Raw genomic sequence first — 24,729 nt, 5'->3', positions numbered from 1 at the left:
AGGTGGCGTCCCCAGGGGGATTCGAACCCCCGTTACCGCCGTGAAAGGGCGATGTCCTAGGCCTCTAGACGATGGGGACCTGGAACTTTAAACTACTACATTGTACATCCTGAAGCCATCTCCACTTAAGGAGGATGGCGTCCCCAGGGGGATTCGAACCCCCGTTACCGCCGTGAAAGGGCGATGTCCTGGGCCTCTAGACGATGGGGACCCTGTTCTTCTAACCATCTCTCAGAGAGAGATGGTGGAGCTAGGCGGGATCGAACCGCCGACCTCTTGCATGCCATGCAAGCGCTCTCCCAGCTGAGCTATAGCCCCGAAAGAGATTGGCAGTTTAATAATCTCGCCCTTGACTGTCAAGCAATTTTTAAAATTAAATGCAAATCAGTGACTTTTACATTTTCTCTATACCCTATTGACTACTGAACAACCAGCTGTAAACCCGTCGCGCCATCCATATTAAAACCCGTTACTGAACAATTTGTAAAATTTCCATTAATGTCAATCTCACATTTCGTAACATTATCATTTGATGCATTCGTTACATAAGCTATTGTCTGATCGGCGTTTAGAGCAATGAATCGGGAAGTAGTACCGGCCGTACCTGCCACAGCTGGATTACCAAGATCACCATTGGCATCCACATCAAACCGATTTATCTCGCCTGTAAGAAAATTCGGGCCACTCACAGTGTAAAGCCGGGTTCCGCTAGCATTAAATGTAATCCCTACAGGTAAAACAAGTCCGAATCCAACCAGGGTACAATTTACTAAATCGCCGTTAAACCCCACAACATCACAGCGTGTCACGTTAGTATTATTTGTTACATACACTTTTGTGCCTGCAGGATTAAACACAATGCCTCTGGGAAAATTGATTAGGGCCGTAATTGTACAGTTAATCAAATTACCATTAGTGTCCAAATCGCATCGAGAAACATTATCCATAAGATTATTAGTTACATAGATTTTTGTGCCCTGTGGATTAATTGCAACACCAACCGGGTTATTGAATATTGCAGCTGAATCAATACAATTTAGCAAAATACCATTTATACCTATATCACACTTCCTAACTGTGTTGGCAGCACCAAAATTCGCCACATATACTCGCGTTCCCTCCGGATTGAATACCAGGCCAATAGGATTTGTAAATCCCGAACCAACTATAGTACAGTCGATAAAATTACCACCGGCATCCAATCCACAGCGAGTGACATTATTTGCACCTGAGCTAAAATCATTCGTGACATAGGCAAAATACTGGCCGAAAACCACTTCAAGGCGATGATTGGCGTCAATGTTATTTAACTGGAAACTGGTACCGCCATTCTGAGCAACCACCCCATCGAGCAACCATTGCTTAACTGCAAATCCAGCAGCAGGGGTCGCCATGAATACCAGATTACTGCCGGGATTAACCACCTGAGGTGTATCAGGTGTGATGCTGCCATTAGGTCCGGCAGACGGCGTCACAGTAAATTGCTGTACGGGCGGCTGGTTTACCAAATGGATTTTGAGTGAATAGACAGGAGCCGGTTGATAACACTGGTTGGGATCGCCTTGCTGGCATAATATTGGCCCGCCTAAAACATCACCCTTTAATGCATTACCCTGAATACTCAATTTTAAAGTACATGTCCCTTTTCCCGGTAACTGGCAAACGTCGTTTTGCGTTATACCGGCAATCGGCATCATCACCAGGGTTTTCGGGCGAACAGACTGATTTTGCACGGTATAAATCACTTCAGCGCCAGCGCTGTTAGTCAGTGTCAGCTCAACTGGTGTTTGTGGTATAAATGTCCACAGAGGCGTTGCAGCCTGCACGGATGAAATGAAAAGCAGCGATAACAATCCCAATAAGGCATGGATTAATAAATGTACCTTGTGTCCCGACATTTTGTTTCCTTACGCAGTGTCATAATCGAAAGATATTTTTAAAAATCAAAAAGGCAAGAGCAGTATGAAGAAAGGCTTAAGTGCATACTCAGGGTGCTTTATTAAAGGCACCCTGAGTATTAAAAATTATTCAGAAACTGTTTCAGCGCGTTTTTTTGCCGCTTTTTTGTGTTGTTTCCACTCACGGTCTTTAGCGAAAACGAAGCTGGCTGCTTCTTCTATAAAAAAACCAACATCATCAATATCGGCCCATGCGCAATATTCCATAATTTTCTCATAGGTTTCACTGTTGATGTCTGCTTTAATTTTTTCTTTTTTCTGGAAGCGTGTTCCATTAATAATAGGCATTTCAATCCCCAAGTGTTAATAAGACGAAAGAAGCTTAACAAATAAAGTGAATATTGCAAACCCTATCGGCAAATTTTTATGCTATTTTTTTAACAAAACTATTATTTTGACGAAGACGTCAAATAAAAAACAACACAAACTATCAAACAGTTAGGGGTAAACCATCCCATGCTTGCGTTTTCAGACAATGCGAAAGGGCTGCTTTAATTCCGGGTAGAAACTCTGCCACATTTTATCGCAAAAATGCAGAATATTTTGATGTTTTTGGACGATGATTTTCAAAGGATCATCATAAGGCATCCAAACAATATTTGCCAAAAATGCAAAGGCACTTGCATCAATTGTCGAAACTTCATTTCCCATGAAATAGGGTTTATCACCCAGTGTGTCCGCTATCGCTCGAATAGTAGTTTGAGCCAATTGCAAGGCGTCTTCGCGATTATGTCTGCCCGTACCTTGCATATGAAGGGTTTTAATAGTTTTCTTACGGATCAGATTGGGCAAAAAAAGACTTAAAACCCAGGGCAGTCCTGCAAAAAAGCTGGGTTTAACATGCTTCCAGCCCTGCTCATCCTGCCAGCGGAAATAAACCATCAGCCAATAAAGGCGCTCGGAAAATACATTATCAAGAAGGACTGCCAACGCTTTCTGCTCAATACTTAAATGTTTATCCAGGAGATCTCCAAATTGCTGCTTCAAGCCGGCAATAATAAATTCACTGTCAGCGATTATCGTATTTTCACATTTAACAAAAGGCAGCTTTCCTTTCGGCGCTTTTCGCGGATCTCTGACAAAGCGATTTTCATAAGGCAGCTCGGTCATCCGCAGGTAAGTCTCTATTTTAAGACAAAATGGGCTAGCATTGGGCAAACCCCATACTTCGGGAAATTGATACAGCGTTATCATAACGATGGCCTTTGAGTTCTTATAGTGGAATAGTACTGAAAAATAGATAAAAAATCATTATCCAGTAAATTCTGTTACTTAATCAGCTTAATAAGCCAGTGAGAGCAAATGAGAATTTGTGATTTTTTTCCTGAACCGCTACACTCGTGAAAATTAACCCAATTATCGAGTATATGAACTTCTGCCCCTGCGGTTCGCAACTTGACTATACCGCCTGCTGCGGTATTTTAATTGATCAAGGCGGAAAGCCTGCAACTCCCGAAGCCCTGATGCGTTCACGTTATACTGCCTATACAAAGGCTAATATAGCCTATATTGTTAAAACCATGAGAGGTAAACCGCTAGCGCACTTCAACGAGTCTGATGCCAAAGAATGGGCAGAGCAAGCAGACTGGCTTGGTTTGGAGGTATTAGAAGCCACCTTCCCTTGTAAGAAGTCAAACCAGGGATTTGTGGAATTCATAGCAAGATATCATCAGTCAGGTCTGATTAAATCAATTCATGAACGAAGTGAGTTTTTACTTGATGAGGGCCAATGGTATTACATTGACAGTCATCTCCCCCAACACACGCGTCCAGCAAAAACGCAGCGAATGTCTCAAAATACAGCCTGTTTTTGTGGCAGTCTAAAAAAATATAAAAACTGTCATGGCAGGAAAACTGCCGGAAAATAGTACTAAAAAAACAGGTCCTGAATAATTTCTCTTGCTTCCGTAAATACTTTTTGCTTTAATTCCCGTTCACTGCGAATGAGTAATGGAAATCACACTCAAGGCAGGAAGTCGTTAACCTATAATGGAATGGATAAGGAAAATGTCCGAGGATCTCGCGGTCTATCTTTCAAAACAATTACTTTGGCAGGCTCTCTGCATATGCTCCCCTGTAGTGTTTGTTGCAGTAATTTGCGGCTTGCTCATTTCAATTCTTCAGGCAGTAACCCAAATCCAGGATTCCACTTTAAGCACCGTTACCAAAATTCTGGCTGTTGCACTCATGCTCATGTTCTGTGGTCACTGGATGCTAGGCTCAGTGGTCAGTTTTGCTGAAAATATGATTAGTAATATCCCGGAGCGCTTGAAATGACTGATCTGCTCCCTCTTTCCACATTCTTTTTAATAGCTACGCGCATTGGCATGACAATACTTTTTTCACCACTTGAGGTAATCAGACGGCTTCCCGTACAAATCAGATTAATACTGATTCTCCTGTTCAGCTTTTTTATAATGTCAAACCTGAATTCCACCGCTCAGATATCTGGTTCTCTGTTAGCCGCATTCTCAGCCGAGTTCATCAATGCCCAACTGATTTATCTGGCTCTTATCACCTGTTTCGGCTGTTTTCAGGTTGCCGATCAGTTAATTGATTTCCAAAATGGCTTAAACGGTATCTCTGTTTTTAAACCGGGTGAAGGCTTTGATTCTATTTCAGCTCATTTACTGGGAATGCTTGCTGGCTTATTCTTTTTTGCGAGCCAAGGCCATCATCGCGTCATAAAATTGTTACTCCTCTCATTTATTGCTTTTCCGCCTGGTGAATTGATTGGAGAATCAAGCATGCTTCAGTTTATCAGGCAGTTTGCGCTGGTATGGTCACTAGGCATGTTAATTGCGGCGCCACTGGTTTTCTGTTTATGGCTTACCGAATTTTGCAGTGGTGTATTAAGTCGAAACATGCCGCAAATAAGCCCTTACTTTCTGATTTTGCCCTTAAAAGTTCTTCTGGGATTCTTCATCTTCTATTTACTAATAGACAATATGAATCCCCTGTTTGAAAAAACCTTTGAATTAGGCTTTCAAGCCTGGCAGGAGTATCTGTTATGAGTGAAAAAACAGAAACTGCAACAGCCTACAAGCTAAAAAAGGCGAAGGAAAAAGGGCAGGTCAGCAAGAGCAGCGAGCTAATCAATACCACGCAACTCGCAGTTATTTTGCTGCTTTTATGGTTATATAGAACAAAGGCCTGGCAGCAAATGCTGGCTGTTAGCCAGGAGCAGCTACATCTGACTGGCCATTTGCATTTTTCTTTAAAAACGGTCACTTATATATTCAAGTTGTTAACTAACAATCTACTGTATCTATGGCTGCCCTTTGCTTTGATATTAGTGGCCACAACAATATTATGCAGCCTGGTACAAACCGGTTTTGTCTGGTCGGCGGCCCCCTTATCCCCCCGATTTGAACGAATTGGTCTGGTTGCAGGTTTTAAACGATTATTCTCGACCAAAATAGTATTTGATTTACTCAAAAATTTGCTAAAAATTGCTTTGACAGGCCTGATCAGCTTTTATAGCCTGAGGCAAATGCAGGTTTCCTTTTTAAAACTGTCGAGTGTCATGCCCGCTCAACTGCCAATGGCCATTCTGCAATTGATGCTTCGAATGCTTTGTCCTTTAGTGGTTGTTCTTCTCGCAATAAGTCTCATCGATAAACTATATACTCGCAGAAAGTTTGCCAAAGAGCAGCGGATGAGTAAACAGGAAGTAAAGGAAGAGTATCGGCAGCGTGAAGGTGATCCCAAAATTAAAAGCCGAATCCGGCAACTACAGTCTGAGTTGAGAAAACGCAGTGCCTCTTTTGAACAAGTCAAAACAGCGGATCTGGTAATCACAAATCCTACCCATTATGCGATTGCCTTAAAATATGATCGTCTGACCATGCCGGCTCCGAAACTAATATGTAAAGGCCGTAATGAGCAGGCAAGGATTATCAAAAAACTTGCTTTACGGCATCAGATTCCCCTTGTTGAAAACAAGGCATTTGCTCGACGTCTATACGCTTCAGTGGAATTAAATCAATGGATTCGTCGAGAGCATTTTCCAGCTGCCGCCGCAATTTATAAACAACTGGGGTTGGGTAAGAGATGACATAAGTAATAAAAGCCAGTTGCAGCACCTCGTAATCAATGGAATTCAATGGATTAGTGTATGGAAAACAAGAAAACAAATCTTTCCAGTATGGGAAGCGAGCTCGGTACCATTCTTTTTGTGACAGGCATTTTGCTTATCCTGTTTATTCCCATCCCTTCTGCATTGCTTGATTTACTTCTGATTATCAATTTTAGCTGGGCACTGGTTATCCTGCTGCTCTGCTTTTATACGGATAAACCCTTAAGCTTTTCCACTTTCCCCGCCCTGCTCCTGGTATCCACTTTATTCCGCCTGGCCTTAAATATTTCCGCAACCCGACTGATACTGTCTGAGGGCGATGCCGGCCGGGTTATTAACGCCGTGGGTCAATATGTCATTCATGGCAATTACGTGATGGGAATGGTCGTTTTTCTGATCTTAATCATTGTGCAGTTTATTGTAGTCACCAATGGGGCGCAGCGGGTCGCTGAGGTCGCAGCCCGCTTCACTCTTGACAGCATGCCCGGTAAACAGATGAGTATTGATGCTGATTTGAATATGGGATTAATCAGTCAGGAAACAGCGCGTGAAAGACGTTCCCAAATTGAGAAAGAAGCTAATTTTTACGGCGCCATGGATGGGGCCAGTAAATTTGTTAAAGGCGATGCCATTGCCGGAATTTTGATCATGCTTGTAGATATTATCGGTGGTCTGGCGATTGGTGTACTCCAGAAAAGCATGACATTTAGCGAGGCGATTCAAAATTACTCCCTACTTACTGTAGGCGACGGTCTGGTGACCCAAATCCCTGCGCTCATCATTTCTACAGCAACCGGAATTATTGTAACGCGGGCAGCTACTGATACTCATTTGGGTAGTGAAATAGTTCGTCAAATCAGTACCTATCCTAAAAGCCTTGTGATCGTCAGCTGCAGCCTGGCTTTACTGCTGTTCATTAAAGGAATTCCGGGAATATCGGTATTCCTGGTGCTGGCATTTTTTATAGTCTGTACCTGGTTTGCCATGAAAAGCCAACACCAGACTCCTGATGATAGTCTGCTCCAGGAAGAAACACTTTATCAGAAAATTCATATCCATCCGATTGAGATACAGCTTAATCCCAGTCTCTATGAAAATTTATTATCCCAACAGGATGAGTTTCTGTCGCTTGTTCAGCAAATACGTGAACGCCTGGCCTTCGATCTGGGCCTGGTTATCCCTGAAGTAAAACTTCGATCCGAGGCCAAATTAAATTATCCCTTCTATCGAATTAGCGTTCAGGGAATTCATTATGACAAACATCCCTTGTATCTGGATAAGTTTCTGGCAATAGCCGCTTCGTCTCAAAAAGCGATTGAAAATAAAGTATCAGGTATAGAAGTGAGCGATCCCAGCTATGGTTTAGCAGCTCAATGGATTGAGAGAGCCGAAAAAGAACAGGCGGAGCATCAGGGATTTACCGTATGCGAACCCCTGTCCATATTGGCGACTCATTTACAAGAAGTGATTCAATCCTCTTTGGCTGAACTATTAAGCCGTAATGAAGTGGAGACCTTACTGGATCAGTCTGATGTCTGCAAATTGCGTGACGAATTGATACCCGCCATGCTGCAATTAGGTCAGGTTCAAAAAATTCTGCAGAATTTATTATCAGAAAAAGTGTCTGTTCGCCATACATCACTGATACTGGAAGTCTTGCTTGAACACGCCAAAGTCATTCAGGATGTCAATCAGCTTACCGAACTCGTACGCATTCGCCTCTCTTCCCAGATATGCCAGAGATTAATAAACAATCAGGGCCTTCTGCCAGTTCTAACCTTAGCACCGGTTATGGAGCAGACGCTTGCGCAAAACCTGACAAACAATCATCTCCACCTTGACCCTTCACAGACCGAAAAACTGATTAAATCCCTTTCCTTACACGTGGAAAAAATGCTCGGCGAGCGAAAGAAACCAGTATTACTTTGCTCTCCAATGCTAAGAAGGCAATTGAAACTGTTTACCCAGCGCATTATACCCCACTTAACGATTTTATCGTTAAGTGAAATACCCATTCATATCCAGATTGAACCATTTGGTGTCATTCAATAAGGAGCATGACATGTTATCCGCTATAAAAACCACACAGATAGCCCTTTTGCAGGATCAATTTCGTCTGCAGGTGCTCAGCCAGAATGTCAGTAATCTGCATACAACCGGCTATAAACGTCAAATCATGGAAAGTCAGGATTTCCCGGCACTGGACGCGCCTGATTTTGAAACTGTAGTTCAGCAAATGGCATCACTCAGTGACTTTCAGCAAGGCTCAATCGCTCATTCCAATCAGGGTTCGGAACTGGCACTTGCCGGAAAAGGCTTTTTTGAGATCCAGAAAAATGACGGTGTTTTTTACACACGCAGCGGCGAGTTTCATATTAGCCAGGAAGGAGAGTTGATTAGCGAAAGGGGCGGGAAATTAATGGGAAAAAATGGACCTGTGCGTGTCAACGATAAAGAGTTTTCAATCAATACCAAAGGGGAACTCTTTATCGATAAACAACTCAGCGATCAGATTCGCATTGTTGATTTCCCCCAGGCTGCATCACTTCACTATCAGGGGGAAGGACTTTATTTCAGTAAAGATCTGCCGGAAGAGGCCTCTTCTGAAACCCGGGTTCTGCAGTTTTCCCTGGAACAATCCAACGTCAAATCAGTCGATGAAATGACCGAAATGCTGAAGATTTCACGCCATTTTGAAGCGATCCAGCGAATTATGAAAACAAGCAACAATCTGCTTTCAACAGCAATTAGTCAATTAGGGGAAGGAAATGTCTGACGCGCTTTCTATAGCTGCCAGTGGTTTAAAATCTGAAGAATATTTCATTGACAAAATCGCTAATGATATTGCCAATCTGAATACGCCCAATTACAAGGCCAGCAAACTAAGCTTCGCCGATGTCTTATACCAGAACATAGACAGCAATCACTCGAAGCAGCAGTCCGGAATAAAAACAGGTTTAGGAACAGCCATTATCAAATCAACTAAAGATTTTAGCCAGGGACCGCTAAAAGCGGGAACGAACTGGAATGATTTAGCCATTGATGGAGAGGGATTTTTTCAGGTACTGCAAACTGACGGCAGCCTTGCTTACACACGAAGCTCCAGCTTTTCAATCGACAGTGAGCGTTATCTCTGCACAGCAGATGGCCTGCGGCTGGCCGACAGCATACAGATTCCCGATGATTCTCAGACTATCGTAATCCAAAAAAACGGCGATGTTGAAATTATGTCATCAGAGGATGCCGAGCCTCAATTAGTGGGCACTATCAGTTTAGCCCGATTTATGGATCCTGGCCGCCTGGACCCTTCAGGTGCCGGACTCTTTCATGCCAATGCCGACAGCGGTGATCCCATTATTGATAATCCCGGTAATAGCGGTATGGGGCAAGTGCTGCAGAAACAGATTGAAGCATCCAATGTCGATATGGTCACCTCGCTGATGCAGCTTACTATGGCCCAGCGCGTTTACCAATTGAACGCCAAAACAGTGCAGATAGCAGATGAATTGGAAAAAATGATTAATGAACTTCGCGACTAGAGATTACTCATGATAAAGCCCATTTTATTAATTATAAGTCTGGTAATACTGGCTCACAACCCTTCTGCAAAAGCAGCCAATTTATATAATGATATTTATTATCGCCCACTCATTGCGGATCGACGCGCTTCTTTACCAGACGATTTACTCACTGTCATCGTACTGGAAACCTCTAATGCACAAACCAGTGCCGATTTAGGTTCCAGTAAGGAAATCAAAACAGCCCTTGAGGCCAGCTATAATCAAAAACGCTATGATTTGCGTCTGGGATTGACCGGCAAGGGAAATAGCAAGGCACAAACCGGTAGAAACGGCAAAATTAAAGCGTCATTAACCGTTAGAATTAAAGCAATCTGCCCTAATGGAAGCTATGAAGTGGAGGGATATCAGCTCATCCAAATTAACGGGGAACAACAACGAATTTTGTTAAGCGGTATCGTCAGACCAGAGGATATAAGTCCGCAAAATACCGTATTGTCGACTCGCATTGCCAATGCTCAGATTACCTACACTGGCGATGGCTCTGTCTCAAACTCACAACGTTACAACACTATTTATAAAATTATGTCATTCATGGGGCTAGTATGATGTTTAGCTTTAGAAAACTATTGCTCTGCGTTTGCCTGCAACTGCTGGTATGCAGCAGTTTTGCCAGTGTACGGCTTAAATCTCTGGCGCACTTGTCAGGGCTGCAGGAAAATCCTGTTACTGGTTATGGTTTGGTGATCGGCCTGGCAGGATCAGGTGACTCGCATCGTAATAAAGATACAACCCAGGCAATTTCCAATCTGCTGCAGAATTTTGGTCTTAATATTAACGCCCGAGACATCACCAGCCGCAATAGTGCCGCAGTTATTATAACCGCCAATCTGCCTGCCAATGTCCATCAGGGCGACAAGCTTGACATCAATGTATCATCTCTCGGGGATGCGAAAAGCTTATTAGGAGGCACCTTACTAATAACCCCTCTCAAAGGACCCGATAACCAAATTTACGCCCTGGCCCAAGGCCCGATTTCTCTCGGGGGATTTAAATATGATTTATTTGGCAATGTGGTGCAAAAAAACCATCCTACTTCAGGAATAATTTCGGGAGGAGCCATTGTTGAGAAAACGCTTTACAATGAATTGACCGATAAAAGCGGCGAATTACATCTGATTCTGAACCATCCTGATTTTACAACGGCAGATAATGTTGAAACCGCTGTCAATAAACGCTTCGGCGACAACACAGCGATCGCGCGCAGTGCCCAGGATATTGAAATTCATCCGCCGGTAATCGCAAAACAGCATTATGTTCGTTTTATCAGCCAGCTGGAAAATATCATAATTATTCCGGATAACCTGCCCACCGTAGTCGTCAACGAAAGAACCGGGGTGGTGGTTGCCGGTTCCGATGTCAAACTCGATACAGTAACTATTTCCCAGGGCAATCTCCAGATTGCTATAGCCAGCGACTATAAAGTGTCACAGCCGGCAATTCTTTTTAATGCACCCGCTTCGGTCAGGACCGCGATAACTCCCTCAACCAATATTGAAGTTAAGGAAAATGCAGGTCAATCCATTGTTCTTGAACAGGGAGCAACCATTGCTGACTTAATCAGCGCTTTGAATAAGGCCAAAATCACCACGCGGGACATGATTGCCATTTTAGAGAGCTTAAAACGCGCTGGCGCTTTACATGCAGAATTAATTGTTCAATAGGAGTACCGAACCATGTTTGAGGATAACACAATAAGGCTCATAAAACTGGGGCTTGATGCAGCGCTCATGCGGCAAACAGCGATCGCTGCCAACATAGCCAATGTCAATACCCCCAATTACCAGACTGTTGAGGTGATTTTTGAGCAGCAACTTGCCAATTATGACCAGAATAGCAATCGAGGCTCGGTTAATTTTCTGGAATTACAACCGGCTATCCATACTGGCGATACCGCACCCGCACTGGATGATCAAATTGCGCTTGGTATTAAAAATGCCACCCAATTTCGCACACTCATCAAAGGACTTAATCATAAACTGGCCATCATGAAGATGGCCCTTCATGGAAATAATCAGGCATGAATTATAATCTCACTTATTCAATTGCTGCCCAGGGAATGCAAGTCGAAAAATTACGTATTGATACAGTCGCCTATAACATCGCTAATCAGCATACCTTGCTGAAAAGTGATGGCAGCGGTTTTCAGCCAATGCAGGTCATCACAGGCAGTCGGAATTTCAATGATTACTTCACAGATGAAACGCAATGGAGTACAGCGGTTCCAGGCCCGAAAACCCTACCGCCTAATAAAGTGTATCAACCAGAGCATCCGGCAGCTGATGACAAAGGCTATATCCATTATCCCGGGATAAATACTGTAGATGAGATGACCACTTTATTAAATGCTTCGCGCGCCTACGAAGCCAATATCAAAATTTTTAACACCGCACATAGCCTGTTTATGCAAACCCTGACAATCGGAGATGAACGATGACCATAGAGCCCGTCAATCATTTCAAAATGGACTTTAACCTTAATGATTTAAGCATTCAAAAACCAGACCGGTTCAGTCATTGGCTGGCCGCTCCTATTCAGCAGGTGAATGACAAATTGATTGAAGCCGATAATTCACTGCAACAATTGGTCAGCGGTCAGGCAGCCAACCTGCACCAGGTGATGTGGAATCTGGAAGAGGCCAAAATGTCTTTTCAATTACTTGAGCAAGTGCGTAATCGCTTAATGACTGCTTATCAGGAAATTATAAAGGAGCAAATTTAATATGAATTTCTATTTTAACTCCATCTATCTCTGGTTTGGCAGACAAGAGAAGCCAAAGCAAATCATGATCCTGCTTACCGTTGGCTTTATTATTTTAAGCAGTGTATTGACCTCCATTTTTTTGCTGAAGCCTGATTATGGAACCCTATTTAATAATCTTGATTCACAGGATGCTAATGAAATAATTCGTCAACTGGATCAGGACAATATCCATTATCAGTTACAGAATTCCGGACGTGATATTTTAATTGATAAACACCTGGTGGATAAAACCAGAATTCGATTAATGAGCAGCAATTTAAATGGCCATGTGGGCTTTGAATTGTTTGATAAAACTGATTTTGGTTTGACCGAATTTTCACAGAAAATTAACTACCAACGAGCTCTGCAAGGCGAACTTGAGCGAACCATTAGTAGTCTTGAGGAAGTCAGGCAGGCAAGAGTTCATCTGGTAATCCCTGAACAGCATTTCCTGCAGAAAGAAACGCATCCCACCAAAGCGTCTGTGACACTTCAATTAAAAAAGCCAATAGGAAAACAACAGGTAAAAAGTATCCAGAAACTGCTGACCGCCAGCATAGCCAATCTTGCTGCAGAAAACGTGGTGATCATCGATCAAAATGGTAACAATTTGAGTATACCGAGAGAAATTAGTGGTGAAGGCCATTTTGCGGCCAAGCGAAGAATAGAAGATTATTTAAATAGCAAAATAACTGATATGTTAGGACACATATTTCCCCAGGATAATGTCTATGTAAAAATAGATGTGACGCTTAATTATGATGAATTGCGGCGGGAATTGATTAAACCGCAATCCCAGGGCTTAATCACACATGAAAAGGAGATGCAACATACAGCCCCTGCAGAACTCACAAAGAAAACAAATCCTGTTCAGGATCTCACCCGCGAGAGAAGTTATGAGTTTGGTCATGAAAAAGAGCAGTTTCTGCGTGCCAATGGCAGGATTGAGCGGCTAACTGTTTCTGTCACAGTTCCTAAACAAACCGAATCCTCGACCCTCTTGCAAATTGAACGCATGGTAAAAACCACCATAGGCTTTGATTCCAAACGAGGCGACTCTATTTCAGTGGAAGCACTCCTGCCACCCCCCGTCCAATCAGACATTTTTTTAAATGAGACTCCTTCCGCTCCAGCAAGTGAAACCCTTTCTATAAAATATGGCTTAGCAGCGCTTCTTATAATCGGAGCAATTAGTTATGGAGTTCAGAGAAGAAATAATTTGAAAAGGCGTCAACATCTCCTGGAATCTCTTAATCAATGGATTAGTCATCATGAATAATTTACAGGATATTGTATCGGCTATTGGCAAATTGGCCATCAGAGATCAGCGATGGATACTGAGCCAGTTACCAGAAACTAAAAGGAAACAGTTGGATAATAGGAGCGAGAATCACAAAGCGCCCTTTTCCAATAATATAATTGACAATAACTTGCCAGGTTTCTGTCGCAGTCTTGCGGCTAAAGACCCTCTGTATATCGCCATTATCCTTGAGGAAGGTCGGTTCATTTGGAAAGAGCAATTTTTAAATGAATTTAATCTTTTAGAGCGCATTGATTCGATTGAAACTTCTCTTGCCAGTATTAGCAAGACCAGCAAAACTCTTGTGTATGCGGACTGGGAACATTACATCAAAAAATCTGATATCGACATGAATACAGACTAACGGAATAACTATGGCAGAACTATTAAAAAATATCAGGGTCAGCGGTGAAAAAGTGATTTTGATAACTAATTGCAATTCTTCTCCTGATAATGAGAAAAACAATCCTGATTCCACAATTGAACAACTTGCAAATAGCGATGATTTTCTGGAGGAAATCAGGCAGCAGGCGTTTGCAGCGGGCTTTCAGGCAGCAGAAACAAAATATACTGAGGAAAATCAATGCAAGATGCAGGAACTAGAGATGCAAGCCACAGTCTTAAAACAACTTTTGGACCAGATACCTGTAGCATTGAAAAATTATCAGGAAACACTTCGTGACCAGATTGCAGACATCGTTTTATTAATTAGCAAACACTTTTTTTCTAATCAGATTTCAAGCAAAGAAGCAATTATTTTTCAGATTGAGCAGGCAATTAATTATTTAAATCATAAAGAAAATATAGAGATTTTTCTTCATCCTCAAGATCTTGCGCTCGTGCAGCAAAGTAAATTGAAAATTGATTTCAGTGAGTGCCGGCATTTAAAGTTTATTCCTGATGAGACATTGATACTAGGCGGATGTCGTATCCGTAATGATCATGGACTGATTGATGCCAGCATTGAACAGCAAATTGACAAACTCAAACGCATGCTTGTTCAACTACGACAGAGCGTGTCGCAATGAAAAATTGGTCTGAATTATTACAACCTATCGAACGTATCGGTGAAATTGAACAATCTATTGGTTTACAGCTGGTTGCTAAAGGGCCTCCTCAGGTCTTTGTGGGGGAAACCTGCGATATTCTTGACAGCGGCCAGCAGATCATCACCCAGGCAGAAGTCATCGGCTTTAGTCAGGGGAAAGTCTATTTACTGCCATTTTCCCATACTGGCATCAGTATGGGCTTTAAAGTACGTGCATCAGGTCATGCCAGCAGGATTCAGGTGGGTGAACATCTTCTCGGAAAAGTCGTAAACGCTTTAGCACAACCGCTAGAATCGTTCATCAGCGCTTCTTCTGAGACATTGGAGATCTCAGGCCATGCGATTAATCCCATGGATCGCGAAATGGTGACAGAACATATGATCACCGGAATCCATGCTCTGGATTGCCTGATTCCGCTCGGCAAGGGTCAACGCATGGGTATTTTTGCTGGTAGCGGCGTTGGAAAATCCGTATTGATGGGAATGATGTGCAGGCAATTGCAAAGCGATATTAACGTTATCGCCCTGGTAGGTGAACGCGGTCGAGAAGTGAATGATTTTATTACAGAGCATTTTGATGAGCATAGCCGCCAAAAATCCGTATTGGTCGTCGCTTGCAGTGATGAATCAGCCATCATGCGCCGTCAAGCCGTCTTTACCGCCACAGCAATTGCTGAATATTTTTGCCGCAAAGGGAAACAGGTGATGCTATTTGTGGACTCCATAACCCGTTTGGCAATGGCGCAACGCGAAATCGGCTTAAGTCTGGGAGAACCTCCTACCAGTCGCGGATATACACCTAGTGTATTCGCCCTCCTTCCAGGTCTTGTCGAACGGGCGGGTAATTTTATTGGGAAAGGCAGTATTACCGGGCTCTACACCGTATTGGTGGAAGGAGATGATTTCAACGAGCCCATTGCAGATACCATGCGTTCACTGCTTGATGGTCATATTATCCTGACTCGCGAGCTGGCGCAACGCGGCCACTTTCCTGCCATTGATATTCTCCAAAGCGTCTCGCGTCTAAAAGATCATTTACTTTCCTCGTCACAAAATGATCTGGTTAAAAAAGTAATTCGGTTATTTGCACTGTATGAGCAACATAAGGATTTACTCGAACTGGGCGGTTATAAAGCAGGTTCCAATCAGGAGCTGGATTATGCAATTGTCCGGATTGACCCTTTGAGAAAATTATTTGCTCAACAAAAGCAGGAGTCACTCCCTTTATCAGCCTTACTGACACGCATTGAGGAGATTTTAGTATGAATCAGGCATTGACCAGTCTGATGAATCGATTAAAAAGGCAGCTTGAGGAGCTCAATACGGAGCAGCTGGCTCTTAGAGAAAAAATAAAAGCGCTGGATAAAGCGGCGCTTCTAATCAAATCCAGGCTTATAGACTCCTTAAAAGTTCCTGCCTGTATTCTGCCAGAACTGGAAATATCCCGACTCCATTTTATTATCTGCGAGCAGCAAAAGCATGACGATTTGCAGAATCAAAAAATGGATTATGAAAAACTTCTTTTCAGCTATCAGGAAAATCATCTGCGCTTGAGTACAGAGTTGAAACTATTAGGGAAATATCAGGACAGGCGTGAACAAAATGAAAAAAAGACCCATGAATTAATAATTGAGAAAGAAATGGATAATTGGGCATTGCAACAGACTCTGCGAAATTGTCGGCCAGATGATCGCTAAATAAAAAATAGATAGACAGTCCAATAAAAAATTGATAATAATACGCTGAACAAGGAAGACGATATGAAAATAACAAACCAACCTGCAGCTCTTGACGCATTTCCCAGGCATTCCCCAGCCGCTAAACCCTTTTCATTGTGGCTTAATCAACATTCGCCCCAGGCCGACTCTTACTATACGGAACACCTGGATCAACTTCAGAAAAGTGAGCTTCACTTTCAAAGTAATTTTCCAAAAAAAGAATATCAGTATCCAACCCATGAACATGAAGTGAACTTAAATGATCCCGGCGAATTAGCCTTATCGGAACCCAAAGTTCCTGCCAGACAGATGCCGGAAGCGGCACAAACTGAAGAGACTCCTTTTAGTAGAATAATTTATCTGGAAAATGATTTACGTGAGCTGATAGACAACTGTTTCAAACAGGAAAGTAGGGGCTTTACGTTTAATTCCTTTCGTTTTGAAACCAGTACAAAAAAAGAAATACTGGCCCCTTCTTTATCAACATCCTCAATTTCCAAACGTTACCTGGACCAGTTTCAACTATTCATTGAGGATGGTGAAGTGCAATTGGCTATTGGCCTACCCGAAGAGCTCCTTCCACAAACCAGGGAAATCAGCCGCCAAATTCGTCAACTTATTAGTTCCAAAGGACTTTTATTAAAAAAGCTAGTCATTAATGGAGTAATACAATGAGCAGCCCGGTTCAACCCGCACAGGAAAATACTATCAGTCAAACCGATTACTTACAGCTTTTCACAAAGGAGTTAACCTATCAGGATCCTCTAAAACCTATTGATAACCGCGAGTTTATGGCACAGATGGCCCAGTTTTCCTCACTGCAGGAAGCGCGTAGTACCAATGAAAATCTGCGGAGACTGCTTGAGCTGACGAGCAGTAGTCAAAGTCTGATGCTTTTACAAAAATCAGTCAAACTGCGAGACAGCAATCAGCTGGGCAAAGTAATCGACATCGAATTTCCTGATGGCTCTCCTCCCCTTCTCAATATCAGCGTCAATGGCGGATATATTAAGAAAACACTGCTCGATGTGAGTGAAGTAAGCTAGGGAAATACAAATGAGCAATACTTATTACACCAGCATGAGCGGCATGATGGCGGCAAGTTATGGCCTGCAAAATACCTCTCATAACGTTTCCAATATGCAAAGCCCGGGATTTAAGCGCAGTGATGTCTTTTATTCCTCACTAGGAAGCGATCACGGCCAGCAGAGCACCGGACTGGGGGTATCGATTAAGGGTCAGCAAACCAATTTTAAAGCAGGCAGTTACGTTAATACAGGCAACGCCGGGGATTTGGCAATTGATGGCAATGGTTTTTTTATCGTGCGCCTTCAAAGCGGAGAACTCCTGTATACGCGAGACGGTGAGTTTGGTTTCAATCAGGACGGCTTTCTTTTTGACCAGCATAGCGAGGGATTGGTAATGGGCTATGATAAAAACCATCAACTCGTACCAATACAGGAAAAAGGTCCGCTTAAATGCCCTGGAAAAGCCACCTCAGTCGTCAATCTGAAGGGAAATCTGGTCAGTATTCCTATCAAAGATAAAGATAAAGATAATAATCCAGTGCCAGTGCCAGAGCCCGGCAAAAAGGGCAAGTATGAGCCCATTCAATTCAATGTGGGCAGTATTTATGATGCAAACGGCAAAGTTCATCAAGTGACTATTGAGTTAGAGCCCAGTGACGATTCCCAGGTCAAAATCAATGATGGCGAGACCTGGACCCTGAAAAATATTCGCTGCTACGATGGCGATGTTACATTCAATCCACAGGAACTGGTTTTCGACAGTAACTCAGGCGGCAAAGGTAAGGAAGGCAGCAATTGCATTCGTTTCCTGCTAAACGGTACGCAGTCGGTTTGTCTGCAGCTGGGCGATCGCGACAGTAATGCCGAAAGCTCGGTGCAACTGGATAAATGGGCATCGAACAATCCTTTCACTAATATCGAAGTGTACAAACAGGACGGTTATGGGGAAGGCCGGCAAATTGATTTCGGGTTTGATTTCAACGGTCAAATCACTTACTCCTACGATAACGGTCAGAAACTTGAAGGTTCTCATCTTGCATTGGCCACATTCGATGATATGGAACATACACTGGTACAAACAGAAAACAACCTTTTCCGTGTTAAAAATGACAAGTTTCGCCATATTGGTCTGGCCAACAAAGAAGGAAAAGGCAAGATTCAGCCCAAAACGCTGGAACAATCCAATGTCGACCCTACCACCGAATTTGCTCAAATTGTAGTGCTGCAACGAATGTTTCAGGCCTGTTCGCAAATTATGGATATTGATAAACAATTATTGGAAGAGCTGTATAGAAAATGAATCAAACCCTTAAACCCTATCGGCTGATTAACCCAAGTGAAATCAGTAAGCTTAGTCGGCATTTCCATAGTGTTTTGCAACCCTGGAATGCAGTTTATACCCTGTCCTCAGCATCAGTTTATTTACAGAGAGCTTGCCCTGCTGAGGCAAGCCGAATATTGAGCCTGTATAATCAGACGGGGGAATTAATCGGATTTATTTCCCCCAGCTTTTTTGAAAATTTACAGCAAGTTATTTTTGGAAGCAGCAGTTCGTGTTTTCGTGGAGTGAACGAACAAATCAGCCATGAATTGCTATCTGCATTATTTCAGGACAATCTCTCCACACAGGAAGAACAGCTGGACATTCAGGAATGGTTTTACCGGGGTTCGCCCTGTCTGGAATTAGGGCTGACGTTTGACCAGACCACTACAAGTCTTTTTCTTCATCCCCGCTGGGTTGTCGAGCAATTACCAGTGCTTTCCGGCAACGCTCTCTTGTCGCCACTTGAGAGTAGCTTGTCAGACGAGCAACTCGAACTGGAGATAAAATTGCTTTCTTTTACCATGAATCTTGCTGATTTACTGACTCTAAAACCCGGGGAAGTGATCAAAACGGATCATCCGCAAAATGAAGATCTGCTTTTAAAGCATCAGCAGCTCACTTTGTGTACTGTGCACAAGGGGAGCAATGATGGCTATAAATCCATTCAAATAGCGAGTAATTAATATGACAACTCTGGTTAAAAAAATTCATTTCCCGGAACTGCAGGCCAAAGATAGCACTGACACTGTTAAAGCCGATTACCTGGGACTACTGGGAAATGTTGAGGTGGAATGTCAAATCCGTATAGGCAGCCTTAAACTTAGCATTGCTGAATTAAAGCAATTGACTCGAGGCAAAGTACTCAATCTCTTACAGAAAACAAATGAGCCGGTCGATGTGCTGCTAAACAATCAAGTGTTTGCAAGAGGCGAGTTAATGAGCTGCGATGATTATTTTGCAGTGCAGATTCTCGAGGTTTCTCAATGAAAGCGCCATTGTTTTTTATGCTTATTTTAAACTTTTTTAGCAAAGAATCGTTTTCTGGCTCAGCCTTAGCCTTTAAAACACCGGTCACCAATGGAATGGGGTGGCTGAATTATGGGCTTGCTTTTGTTATCTTAAGCCTTGCAGTGCTGTTTTTGCATCTTAAAAAGAATAAAAAACCATCTACCGGTTGCCGGCTGCTCGAAAAAACCTATCTCAATAATAAAACCGTTATTTATCTTCTTGAATACCAGGAGCAGCGTTTTTTGCTGGCGGAAAACCAGAAAGGCCTCTGTTTTCACTCCCTGAATGAGAGCCATAAATGAAATACCTGTGCTGGATTGGGTTATTAAGCTATTCTCATTTCGCTGCTTCTGCGGATACCAGCTTCCTCGGCGCTATGTCTTTTAATCAGGAAACGATTGCTCCTGCACTTAAAGTGTTCGGCTTGCTGACGATTTTAAGTCTTGCGCCCAGTATTTTAATTATGCTGACCTCATTTACCCGCATTGTGGTCGTGCTCTCGATGCTGCGCACAGCGCTTGGTCTACAACAAACGCCCCCAAACACGGTGCTTATGAGCCTGGCTCTTTTCCTGACATTTTATACCATGATGCCTGTTGGAAAGGTCCTTTACTCTGAGGCTTATCAACCTTTTATGGAGCAAAAAATTAATTTTGAATTAGCCATAGATAAGGCGAAAGAGCCCATAAAACAATTTCTTCTCCATCAGACCCGTGAAAAGGATTTACAACTCTTATTGGAGCTTGCGAAAGAACCTCTACCTGATAACATTGACGAGATAAAACTGCTACAACTAATCCCGGCATTTTTATTAAGCGAATTGCAAACTGCATTTCAAATTGGATTTATGATTTTTCTGCCGTTTTTACTAATTGATCTGATTGTATCGGGTTTGTTAATGACGATGGGCATGATGATGCTGCCTCCGGCGAGTTTGTCGGTACCAATAAAAATTCTGGTTTTTGTTCTTATTAATGGCTGGGATATCGTGATTCAATCTTTGGTGGAGACTATTAATTGAAACAATTAAATATTAAACAACTGCGTAAAGAAACGCCTGGGTCTGAACAAGTAATTCATTTTAACAATGCAGGTACCTCCCTGCCGCCTACAGCGGTCACCGATACAATCAAAAACTATCTCGACCTGGAGGCAAGTATTGGTGGCTATGAAGCTGAAGAGATTAAGGCCGATGAAATTAAAGGTTTTTACCGCAATATCAGCGAACTGATTAACTGCCAGCCTCATGAGGTGGCTTTCACTGAAAATGCAACTCGTGCGTGGGATATGGCGTTCTATAGTCTGGATTTTAAGCCCGGTGATCGCATACTCACGGCCATGAATGAATATGCCAGCAACTACCTTTCTTTTTTGCATGTGGCCAGGCAGAAAGGCGTGAAAATTGAAGTAATCCCTGATGACCGTGATGGGCAACTGGATTTAAATGCTTTGGAGTCCATGCTTGACTCTTCGGTAAAATTGCTGGCAATTACACATGTTCCAACGCAGGGAGGATTAATTAATCCTGCAATAGAAGCGGGACATATTGCCAAAAAACAGGGCGTCACTTATTTATTGGATGCAACCCAGTCAGTGGGGCAAATGCCCATCGATGTTCAAAAAATTGGCTGCGATTTTCTTTGCGGTACCGGGCGAAAATTCTTGCGAGGGCCAAGAGGTACTGGTTTTTTATATGCCAGCGAGCGCATCATCAATCACTGCAATCCACCTTTTATCGATTTACATGCTGCAAACTGGAGTTCACTGGATGCTTATGAACTCATGCCTGATGCCAGACGTTTTGAAACCTGGGAACAAAATTACGCAGGGAAGCTAGGTTTAAGCGCTGCAGTACGCTATGCGCTTGATATCGGCATGGAAAACATCTGGCAAAGAATTCAGCATTTATCCAGCCTCTTTCGCAGTAAACTCGAAAAAATCCCCGGGCTAACGCTCCAGGATTTAGGAAAAAATCAATGCGGAATTATCACGTTTTCCACCAAAAACAAGACGCCGGCTGAGATTAAACAGGCACTGCGTGAGCAAGGGATCAATGTCACCGTATCCGTAATGGAATTTGCCCGCCTGGATCTTCAATCCAGAGGACTTGATGCCCTGGTCAGAGCGTCGCTCCATTATTATAACACTGAGGAAGAGATAGACATCGTTTGCAAGGCGGTGGCAGACTTTGTTTCCAGTTAATTTGTTTTCATAAAAGGTTTTACCCATGCACGATAATATAGAAGAAATAAAACAAAAAATAAAAAAACTTGAGGAACAGCTTAAAAGAGCAAATTCAATATTATCGTTGCTTTCAGGGCCTGTGGATGAAGAGGATATAAAAGAAAAATTATTTAAAAACCGTATGGTGCTCGCAACACTTTATAAAACTTGCCACCAATATAATGAAGCATTTGCTCTGCTAGACATTGTTTATGACGATCTCGAATTGGACTCAGATACTGCAAGCTCCCAATATATCGATGTATTAGAGGGCCTTGTTGAGTGTACTAAGGCCCTGAATAAAAAAGTAGAATGCACAACATATCTTTCAGAATTATTTCTCAGATTATCTTCTACTCCCCAGACTAAATATAAAGAACAAATAATTAAGTATTTGAAGGTATATAAAACTCAATTATCAGCTCAGGAGACTATAGATCTCATTGATCTGGTCCTGCAAAATCTCGATAGTATTTCCTGGACTGGCTCGAAAGTATATAGCTATGCAATGAATCTTAAAATTAAGATTTTGAGTCAATTAAAGCGATTTGAAGAATGTTATACTTGCTTGAATCTTCTGGCAGAGCATCAGTCTACCCGCAATAACCGAATTAGTATTAACAACGATGCACTTATTGCTCATTTAAATGCGTATAGCTTGGCATGCATCAAGGGCTATTCAATAAAAGAGTTTAGTCAGAAACTTATCAATAGTTATTATCAAACAATGTCGAGTGGCGAGGAGGTTTTTTTTGAGCCTGAAGTGACTGAAAACAAACTGCATTTAATCAAAATCGCCTTCCTTTTTAATCATTTAAAGGTAATACCCCCATCATGGTTTCCTCCCTACAAAATACAACCCCCCCAGGCACAGTTTTTAACGGAAAGAATAAGCCAGATGAGTACAGACCAGACTCAATTGCAACCATTATCTCCTGCGTTTGAAGAAGAGGTTCAGCCCATACAAGAACCTGCGCCGGTACCCGAATATATAAAAATCAGAGAAAAAATAACACTCGCCTGGGATAAGCATGGAGTGGCTGGCTATAGTAATGAAACGCAATCCATTGTGGAGCAATTATTCATCCCCAGATCGCTTTCTCCAAAACAATTGGAAGACACCGATCTTAAATTACCACGCGGCGGTATATTGTATGGTCCTCCAGGCACCGGTAAAACATTGATAGCTCGGACTATTGCCAATGATTTTATTGGAAAAGAGAATGTGACGGTTATTAATGGACCTGCTTTAATCTCAAAATACGTAGGCCAATCCGCTGAGAATCTTCGCAGTATTCTGGATGAAGCGAAAAAAAAAACCGGAGTAACCCATGTGGTCATTATCGATGAAATGGATGCACTGGTGTGCTCTCGCGATAGCTCTGGCGAGGATCTGAATAAACAAATAAAAGCTGATTTAACTACGACACTATTAACCTATCTTGATGGTGTAGATGCGATTGAGAATCTGATGATAATTGGTTTAACCAATTATTTTGAACGCTTGGATGAGGCATTAATACGTCCCGGGCGGCTTGATGTACATATTAATATTGGACTGCCAAACTATAAAGATCGCCTGGCTATTTTGCGCCTGTATTTGTGCCCTCTTCAGAAAAAAAATAAAGTTCAGACCTCTTTGGACATTGAAATGCTCGCAAAAAAATCGGAGGGATTGAGCGGTGCCGGCATAAAAGCCTTTATTGACAGCACTATGAAGCAATTTGGTGTCTCTCAGCTCGTCAGTTTTGATAATGGCAAGTATAAAATTGAAGACTCAAGCCGGATTATTCCGCTTAATGATGCGCAGTTTCTATCCTGTCTTGATGATGCCCTTAAAAAAAATATACGGAAAAAAACGGAGCGGGAGTTATTGCAATCACGGGTTTTCTGCCCCTGGAATGACTCTCTGAAAAAAAATCTCTCAGCTCTCCTTGAGAAAGAAAGCAACTTTGCTTATTTAAACCCGATGATTGTGAATGTTACAGGAAAACAGGGTACAGGAACCACAAGCTGCGCTTTGAACCTATTCCCGGAACAACCCGATAAAATCGTGTATATGAAAGCGGGACAACTCGTTAATTTATCACCCAAAGACCAGGAAAAATATATCGATGACTGTTTCTATAAGGCTCTAAACGAAGAGCCAGGTGTCCTGATAATTGACAATATAGAAGACATTACTTCCTGCCACTATAATCCCCGCATTTATCTGCGCGAGAAATTAAAAATGCCGCTTGATGAGGGCGAAACATTGAAAGTGGTAATGGTGAGCAAAAATGAGGAGTCTGTTCAACAGCTGTTTAATGGGCAAATTGTTTGCGATGAGACAATAAGAATGCCGGCTATAATAAAAAAAGCAGAGATCTCAACCTTAATTAAGTCATTGAAATTAGACATAGACATTCGCGAAACCCATGTGGAACTTACTGCCAGGCTGACTATCAAAGAATTAAAGAATCACTTGTTAACTTTTTGCAATCGATATCAATCTGTTGAACGGACATTGGAAGGTTTTCTAAATTATGTGAACTCTCCTTTGTTTGCTCTAAAGAGTGCTTCAAACGTGCATAGAATATTTAATAAAAATCAAACGCCGAGGCCTGCCAATCTCTCCCACAAAGACGATTGTCAATCAGCTCCTTCTACTGGAGTCGTAATTTTAGAATAAACTGGTTAATTTATTGATATAATCTGATTTTGTTCTAACGAACGGGGTTGAAG

The 24,729-nt window shown here is 42.4% G+C and carries 29 protein-coding genes and 3 tRNA genes; 26 read left to right on the top strand and 6 right to left on the bottom strand.

From position 1 onward, the window contains the following. Positions 1-3: 3 nt before the first annotated feature. From DYH61_RS04275 to DYH61_RS04250, 6 genes are all read right to left on the bottom strand, one after another. Positions 4-79: transfer RNA gene (locus DYH61_RS04275), tRNA-Glu, on the bottom strand. A gap of 56 nt (positions 80-135) precedes the next feature. Then, positions 136-211: transfer RNA gene (locus DYH61_RS04270), tRNA-Glu, on the bottom strand. A gap of 31 nt (positions 212-242) precedes the next feature. Continuing rightward, positions 243-318, bottom strand: a tRNA-Ala gene (locus DYH61_RS04265). 101 nt (positions 319-419) lie between these two features. Continuing rightward, positions 420-1,898 carry an InlB B-repeat-containing protein gene (locus DYH61_RS04260; protein ID WP_058508885.1) on the bottom strand — a complete coding sequence of 493 codons (1,479 nt, stop codon included), beginning with the start codon at positions 1,896-1,898 and terminating at the stop codon, positions 420-422. Between the two features lie 126 nt (positions 1,899-2,024). Further along, positions 2,025-2,246 (bottom strand): hypothetical protein, encoded by a 222-nt coding sequence (locus DYH61_RS04255; RefSeq protein WP_058508886.1) that lies wholly within the window; start codon positions 2,244-2,246, stop codon positions 2,025-2,027. Between the two features lie 180 nt (positions 2,247-2,426). After that, entirely contained in the window at positions 2,427-3,152 is a 726-nt protein-coding gene (locus DYH61_RS04250; RefSeq protein WP_058508887.1) for a glutathione S-transferase family protein, read from the bottom strand. 173 nt (positions 3,153-3,325) lie between these two features. Between DYH61_RS04250 and DYH61_RS04245 the strand changes: the two genes are divergently transcribed. The 26 genes from DYH61_RS04245 to DYH61_RS04120 all read left to right on the top strand — a co-directional run bounded on the left by DYH61_RS04245 (position 3,326) and on the right by DYH61_RS04120 (position 24,676). Then, positions 3,326-3,826 (top strand): YchJ family protein, encoded by a 501-nt coding sequence (locus DYH61_RS04245; RefSeq protein WP_065236196.1) that lies wholly within the window; start codon positions 3,326-3,328, stop codon positions 3,824-3,826. 139 nt (positions 3,827-3,965) lie between these two features. Further along, entirely contained in the window at positions 3,966-4,235 is a 270-nt protein-coding gene (gene fliQ, locus DYH61_RS04240) for a flagellar biosynthesis protein FliQ (RefSeq protein WP_058508889.1), read from the top strand. Beyond that, positions 4,232-4,972, top strand: coding sequence for a flagellar biosynthetic protein FliR (locus tag DYH61_RS04235; RefSeq protein WP_058508890.1), 741 nt, complete (start codon positions 4,232-4,234; stop codon positions 4,970-4,972). The genes fliQ and DYH61_RS04235 overlap by 4 nt, the downstream gene beginning before the upstream one ends. Beyond that, positions 4,969-6,015: an EscU/YscU/HrcU family type III secretion system export apparatus switch protein gene (locus tag DYH61_RS04230; protein ID WP_058508891.1), complete on the top strand. Its 1,047-nt coding sequence runs from the start codon at positions 4,969-4,971 to the stop codon at positions 6,013-6,015. Before DYH61_RS04235 ends, DYH61_RS04230 begins: the two co-directional genes overlap by 4 nt. A 60-nt stretch (positions 6,016-6,075) precedes the next feature. Beyond that, positions 6,076-8,088, top strand: coding sequence for a flagellar biosynthesis protein FlhA (locus tag DYH61_RS04225; protein ID WP_058508892.1), 2,013 nt, complete (start codon positions 6,076-6,078; stop codon positions 8,086-8,088). A gap of 10 nt (positions 8,089-8,098) precedes the next feature. After that, a complete protein-coding gene (locus tag DYH61_RS04220; protein WP_058508893.1) occupies positions 8,099-8,812 on the top strand; it encodes a flagellar hook-basal body protein in 714 nt (237 codons plus the stop codon). Beyond that, positions 8,805-9,575 carry a flagellar hook-basal body protein gene (locus DYH61_RS04215; protein ID WP_058508894.1) on the top strand — a complete coding sequence of 257 codons (771 nt, stop codon included), beginning with the start codon at positions 8,805-8,807 and terminating at the stop codon, positions 9,573-9,575. The genes DYH61_RS04220 and DYH61_RS04215 overlap by 8 nt, the downstream gene beginning before the upstream one ends. A gap of 9 nt (positions 9,576-9,584) precedes the next feature. Then, positions 9,585-10,163, top strand: coding sequence for a flagellar basal body L-ring protein FlgH (locus tag DYH61_RS04210; RefSeq protein ID WP_058508895.1), 579 nt, complete (start codon positions 9,585-9,587; stop codon positions 10,161-10,163). After that, on the top strand, positions 10,160-11,278 hold the full coding sequence (locus DYH61_RS04205; RefSeq protein WP_234999843.1) for a flagellar basal body P-ring protein FlgI: 1,119 nt from the start codon (positions 10,160-10,162) through the stop codon (positions 11,276-11,278). The genes DYH61_RS04210 and DYH61_RS04205 overlap by 4 nt, the downstream gene beginning before the upstream one ends. A 12-nt stretch (positions 11,279-11,290) precedes the next feature. Then, positions 11,291-11,638, top strand: a complete 348-nt coding sequence (locus DYH61_RS04200; protein WP_058508896.1) for a flagellar basal body rod protein FlgB — start codon at positions 11,291-11,293, stop codon at positions 11,636-11,638. Beyond that, complete coding sequence (gene flgC, locus DYH61_RS04195) at positions 11,635-12,051, top strand: flagellar basal body rod protein FlgC (protein WP_058508897.1); 417 nt, start codon at positions 11,635-11,637, stop codon at positions 12,049-12,051. The genes DYH61_RS04200 and flgC overlap by 4 nt, the downstream gene beginning before the upstream one ends. After that, positions 12,048-12,335: a flagellar hook-basal body complex protein FliE gene (gene fliE, locus DYH61_RS04190; protein WP_058508898.1), complete on the top strand. Its 288-nt coding sequence runs from the start codon at positions 12,048-12,050 to the stop codon at positions 12,333-12,335. The genes flgC and fliE overlap by 4 nt, the downstream gene beginning before the upstream one ends. A 1-nt stretch (position 12,336) precedes the next feature. After that, positions 12,337-13,635 (top strand): flagellar basal-body MS-ring/collar protein FliF, encoded by a 1,299-nt coding sequence (fliF, locus tag DYH61_RS04185; RefSeq protein WP_058508899.1) that lies wholly within the window; start codon positions 12,337-12,339, stop codon positions 13,633-13,635. After that, positions 13,628-14,020 carry a hypothetical protein gene (locus DYH61_RS04180; RefSeq protein WP_058508900.1) on the top strand — a complete coding sequence of 131 codons (393 nt, stop codon included), beginning with the start codon at positions 13,628-13,630 and terminating at the stop codon, positions 14,018-14,020. The genes fliF and DYH61_RS04180 overlap by 8 nt, the downstream gene beginning before the upstream one ends. Positions 14,021-14,030: 10 nt before the next feature. Further along, positions 14,031-14,684, top strand: coding sequence for a FliH/SctL family protein (locus DYH61_RS04175; protein ID WP_058508901.1), 654 nt, complete (start codon positions 14,031-14,033; stop codon positions 14,682-14,684). Continuing rightward, on the top strand, positions 14,681-15,970 hold the full coding sequence (locus DYH61_RS04170) for a FliI/YscN family ATPase (RefSeq protein ID WP_058508902.1): 1,290 nt from the start codon (positions 14,681-14,683) through the stop codon (positions 15,968-15,970). The genes DYH61_RS04175 and DYH61_RS04170 overlap by 4 nt, the downstream gene beginning before the upstream one ends. After that, entirely contained in the window at positions 15,967-16,401 is a 435-nt protein-coding gene (locus DYH61_RS04165) for a hypothetical protein (RefSeq protein WP_058508903.1), read from the top strand. Before DYH61_RS04170 ends, DYH61_RS04165 begins: the two co-directional genes overlap by 4 nt. A 63-nt stretch (positions 16,402-16,464) precedes the next feature. Next, complete coding sequence (locus tag DYH61_RS04160; RefSeq protein WP_058508904.1) at positions 16,465-17,097, top strand: hypothetical protein; 633 nt, start codon at positions 16,465-16,467, stop codon at positions 17,095-17,097. Continuing rightward, positions 17,094-17,468 (top strand): flagellar hook assembly protein FlgD, encoded by a 375-nt coding sequence (locus tag DYH61_RS04155; RefSeq protein ID WP_058508905.1) that lies wholly within the window; start codon positions 17,094-17,096, stop codon positions 17,466-17,468. The genes DYH61_RS04160 and DYH61_RS04155 overlap by 4 nt, the downstream gene beginning before the upstream one ends. A gap of 10 nt (positions 17,469-17,478) precedes the next feature. Then, positions 17,479-18,750, top strand: coding sequence for a flagellar hook-basal body complex protein (locus DYH61_RS04150; protein ID WP_058508906.1), 1,272 nt, complete (start codon positions 17,479-17,481; stop codon positions 18,748-18,750). Beyond that, the gene (locus DYH61_RS04145) at positions 18,747-19,457 is read left to right on the top strand and encodes a FliM/FliN family flagellar motor C-terminal domain-containing protein (protein WP_058508907.1); all 711 of its coding nucleotides are present in this window, start codon (positions 18,747-18,749) and stop codon (positions 19,455-19,457) included. The genes DYH61_RS04150 and DYH61_RS04145 overlap by 4 nt, the downstream gene beginning before the upstream one ends. A 1-nt stretch (position 19,458) precedes the next feature. Beyond that, entirely contained in the window at positions 19,459-19,761 is a 303-nt protein-coding gene (locus DYH61_RS04140) for a FliM/FliN family flagellar motor switch protein (protein ID WP_058508908.1), read from the top strand. Continuing rightward, positions 19,758-20,084: a hypothetical protein gene (locus tag DYH61_RS04135; RefSeq protein ID WP_058508909.1), complete on the top strand. Its 327-nt coding sequence runs from the start codon at positions 19,758-19,760 to the stop codon at positions 20,082-20,084. Before DYH61_RS04140 ends, DYH61_RS04135 begins: the two co-directional genes overlap by 4 nt. After that, entirely contained in the window at positions 20,081-20,803 is a 723-nt protein-coding gene (fliP, locus tag DYH61_RS04130; RefSeq protein ID WP_065236190.1) for a flagellar type III secretion system pore protein FliP, read from the top strand. Before DYH61_RS04135 ends, fliP begins: the two co-directional genes overlap by 4 nt. Next, on the top strand, positions 20,800-21,984 hold the full coding sequence (locus tag DYH61_RS04125) for an aminotransferase class V-fold PLP-dependent enzyme (protein WP_058508910.1): 1,185 nt from the start codon (positions 20,800-20,802) through the stop codon (positions 21,982-21,984). Before fliP ends, DYH61_RS04125 begins: the two co-directional genes overlap by 4 nt. 25 nt (positions 21,985-22,009) lie before the next feature. Next, positions 22,010-24,676, top strand: coding sequence for an AAA family ATPase (locus tag DYH61_RS04120; protein WP_058508911.1), 2,667 nt, complete (start codon positions 22,010-22,012; stop codon positions 24,674-24,676). Positions 24,677-24,729: the final 53 nt, after the last annotated feature.

The sequence above is a fragment of the Legionella quinlivanii genome, from assembly GCF_900461555.1.
Lineage (GTDB): Bacteria > Pseudomonadota > Gammaproteobacteria > Legionellales > Legionellaceae > Legionella_C > Legionella_C quinlivanii.
This window is presented reverse-complemented; position numbering and strand designations above follow the sequence as displayed.

Excerpts from the sequence above, each read along its gene's own strand:
- DYH61_RS04260 (WP_058508885.1), bottom strand. The coding sequence starts at position 1,898 with ATGTCGGGACACAAGGTACATTTATTAATCCATGCCTTATTGGGATTG.
- DYH61_RS04255 (WP_058508886.1), bottom strand. The coding sequence starts at position 2,246 with ATGCCTATTATTAATGGAACACGCTTCCAGAAAAAAGAAAAAATTAAA.
- DYH61_RS04250 (WP_058508887.1), bottom strand. The coding sequence starts at position 3,152 with ATGATAACGCTGTATCAATTTCCCGAAGTATGGGGTTTGCCCAATGCT.
- DYH61_RS04245 (WP_065236196.1), top strand. The coding sequence starts at position 3,326 with ATGAACTTCTGCCCCTGCGGTTCGCAACTTGACTATACCGCCTGCTGC.
- fliQ (WP_058508889.1), top strand. The coding sequence starts at position 3,966 with ATGTCCGAGGATCTCGCGGTCTATCTTTCAAAACAATTACTTTGGCAG.
- DYH61_RS04235 (WP_058508890.1), top strand. The coding sequence starts at position 4,232 with ATGACTGATCTGCTCCCTCTTTCCACATTCTTTTTAATAGCTACGCGC.
- DYH61_RS04230 (WP_058508891.1), top strand. The coding sequence starts at position 4,969 with ATGAGTGAAAAAACAGAAACTGCAACAGCCTACAAGCTAAAAAAGGCG.
- DYH61_RS04225 (WP_058508892.1), top strand. The coding sequence starts at position 6,076 with ATGGAAAACAAGAAAACAAATCTTTCCAGTATGGGAAGCGAGCTCGGT.
- DYH61_RS04220 (WP_058508893.1), top strand. The coding sequence starts at position 8,099 with ATGTTATCCGCTATAAAAACCACACAGATAGCCCTTTTGCAGGATCAA.
- DYH61_RS04215 (WP_058508894.1), top strand. The coding sequence starts at position 8,805 with ATGTCTGACGCGCTTTCTATAGCTGCCAGTGGTTTAAAATCTGAAGAA.
- DYH61_RS04210 (WP_058508895.1), top strand. The coding sequence starts at position 9,585 with ATGATAAAGCCCATTTTATTAATTATAAGTCTGGTAATACTGGCTCAC.
- DYH61_RS04205 (WP_234999843.1), top strand. The coding sequence starts at position 10,160 with ATGATGTTTAGCTTTAGAAAACTATTGCTCTGCGTTTGCCTGCAACTG.
- DYH61_RS04200 (WP_058508896.1), top strand. The coding sequence starts at position 11,291 with ATGTTTGAGGATAACACAATAAGGCTCATAAAACTGGGGCTTGATGCA.
- flgC (WP_058508897.1), top strand. The coding sequence starts at position 11,635 with ATGAATTATAATCTCACTTATTCAATTGCTGCCCAGGGAATGCAAGTC.
- fliE (WP_058508898.1), top strand. The coding sequence starts at position 12,048 with ATGACCATAGAGCCCGTCAATCATTTCAAAATGGACTTTAACCTTAAT.
- fliF (WP_058508899.1), top strand. The coding sequence starts at position 12,337 with ATGAATTTCTATTTTAACTCCATCTATCTCTGGTTTGGCAGACAAGAG.
- DYH61_RS04180 (WP_058508900.1), top strand. The coding sequence starts at position 13,628 with ATGAATAATTTACAGGATATTGTATCGGCTATTGGCAAATTGGCCATC.
- DYH61_RS04175 (WP_058508901.1), top strand. The coding sequence starts at position 14,031 with ATGGCAGAACTATTAAAAAATATCAGGGTCAGCGGTGAAAAAGTGATT.
- DYH61_RS04170 (WP_058508902.1), top strand. The coding sequence starts at position 14,681 with ATGAAAAATTGGTCTGAATTATTACAACCTATCGAACGTATCGGTGAA.
- DYH61_RS04165 (WP_058508903.1), top strand. The coding sequence starts at position 15,967 with ATGAATCAGGCATTGACCAGTCTGATGAATCGATTAAAAAGGCAGCTT.
- DYH61_RS04160 (WP_058508904.1), top strand. The coding sequence starts at position 16,465 with ATGAAAATAACAAACCAACCTGCAGCTCTTGACGCATTTCCCAGGCAT.
- DYH61_RS04155 (WP_058508905.1), top strand. The coding sequence starts at position 17,094 with ATGAGCAGCCCGGTTCAACCCGCACAGGAAAATACTATCAGTCAAACC.
- DYH61_RS04150 (WP_058508906.1), top strand. The coding sequence starts at position 17,479 with ATGAGCAATACTTATTACACCAGCATGAGCGGCATGATGGCGGCAAGT.
- DYH61_RS04145 (WP_058508907.1), top strand. The coding sequence starts at position 18,747 with ATGAATCAAACCCTTAAACCCTATCGGCTGATTAACCCAAGTGAAATC.
- DYH61_RS04140 (WP_058508908.1), top strand. The coding sequence starts at position 19,459 with ATGACAACTCTGGTTAAAAAAATTCATTTCCCGGAACTGCAGGCCAAA.
- DYH61_RS04135 (WP_058508909.1), top strand. The coding sequence starts at position 19,758 with ATGAAAGCGCCATTGTTTTTTATGCTTATTTTAAACTTTTTTAGCAAA.
- fliP (WP_065236190.1), top strand. The coding sequence starts at position 20,081 with ATGAAATACCTGTGCTGGATTGGGTTATTAAGCTATTCTCATTTCGCT.
- DYH61_RS04120 (WP_058508911.1), top strand. The coding sequence starts at position 22,010 with ATGCACGATAATATAGAAGAAATAAAACAAAAAATAAAAAAACTTGAG.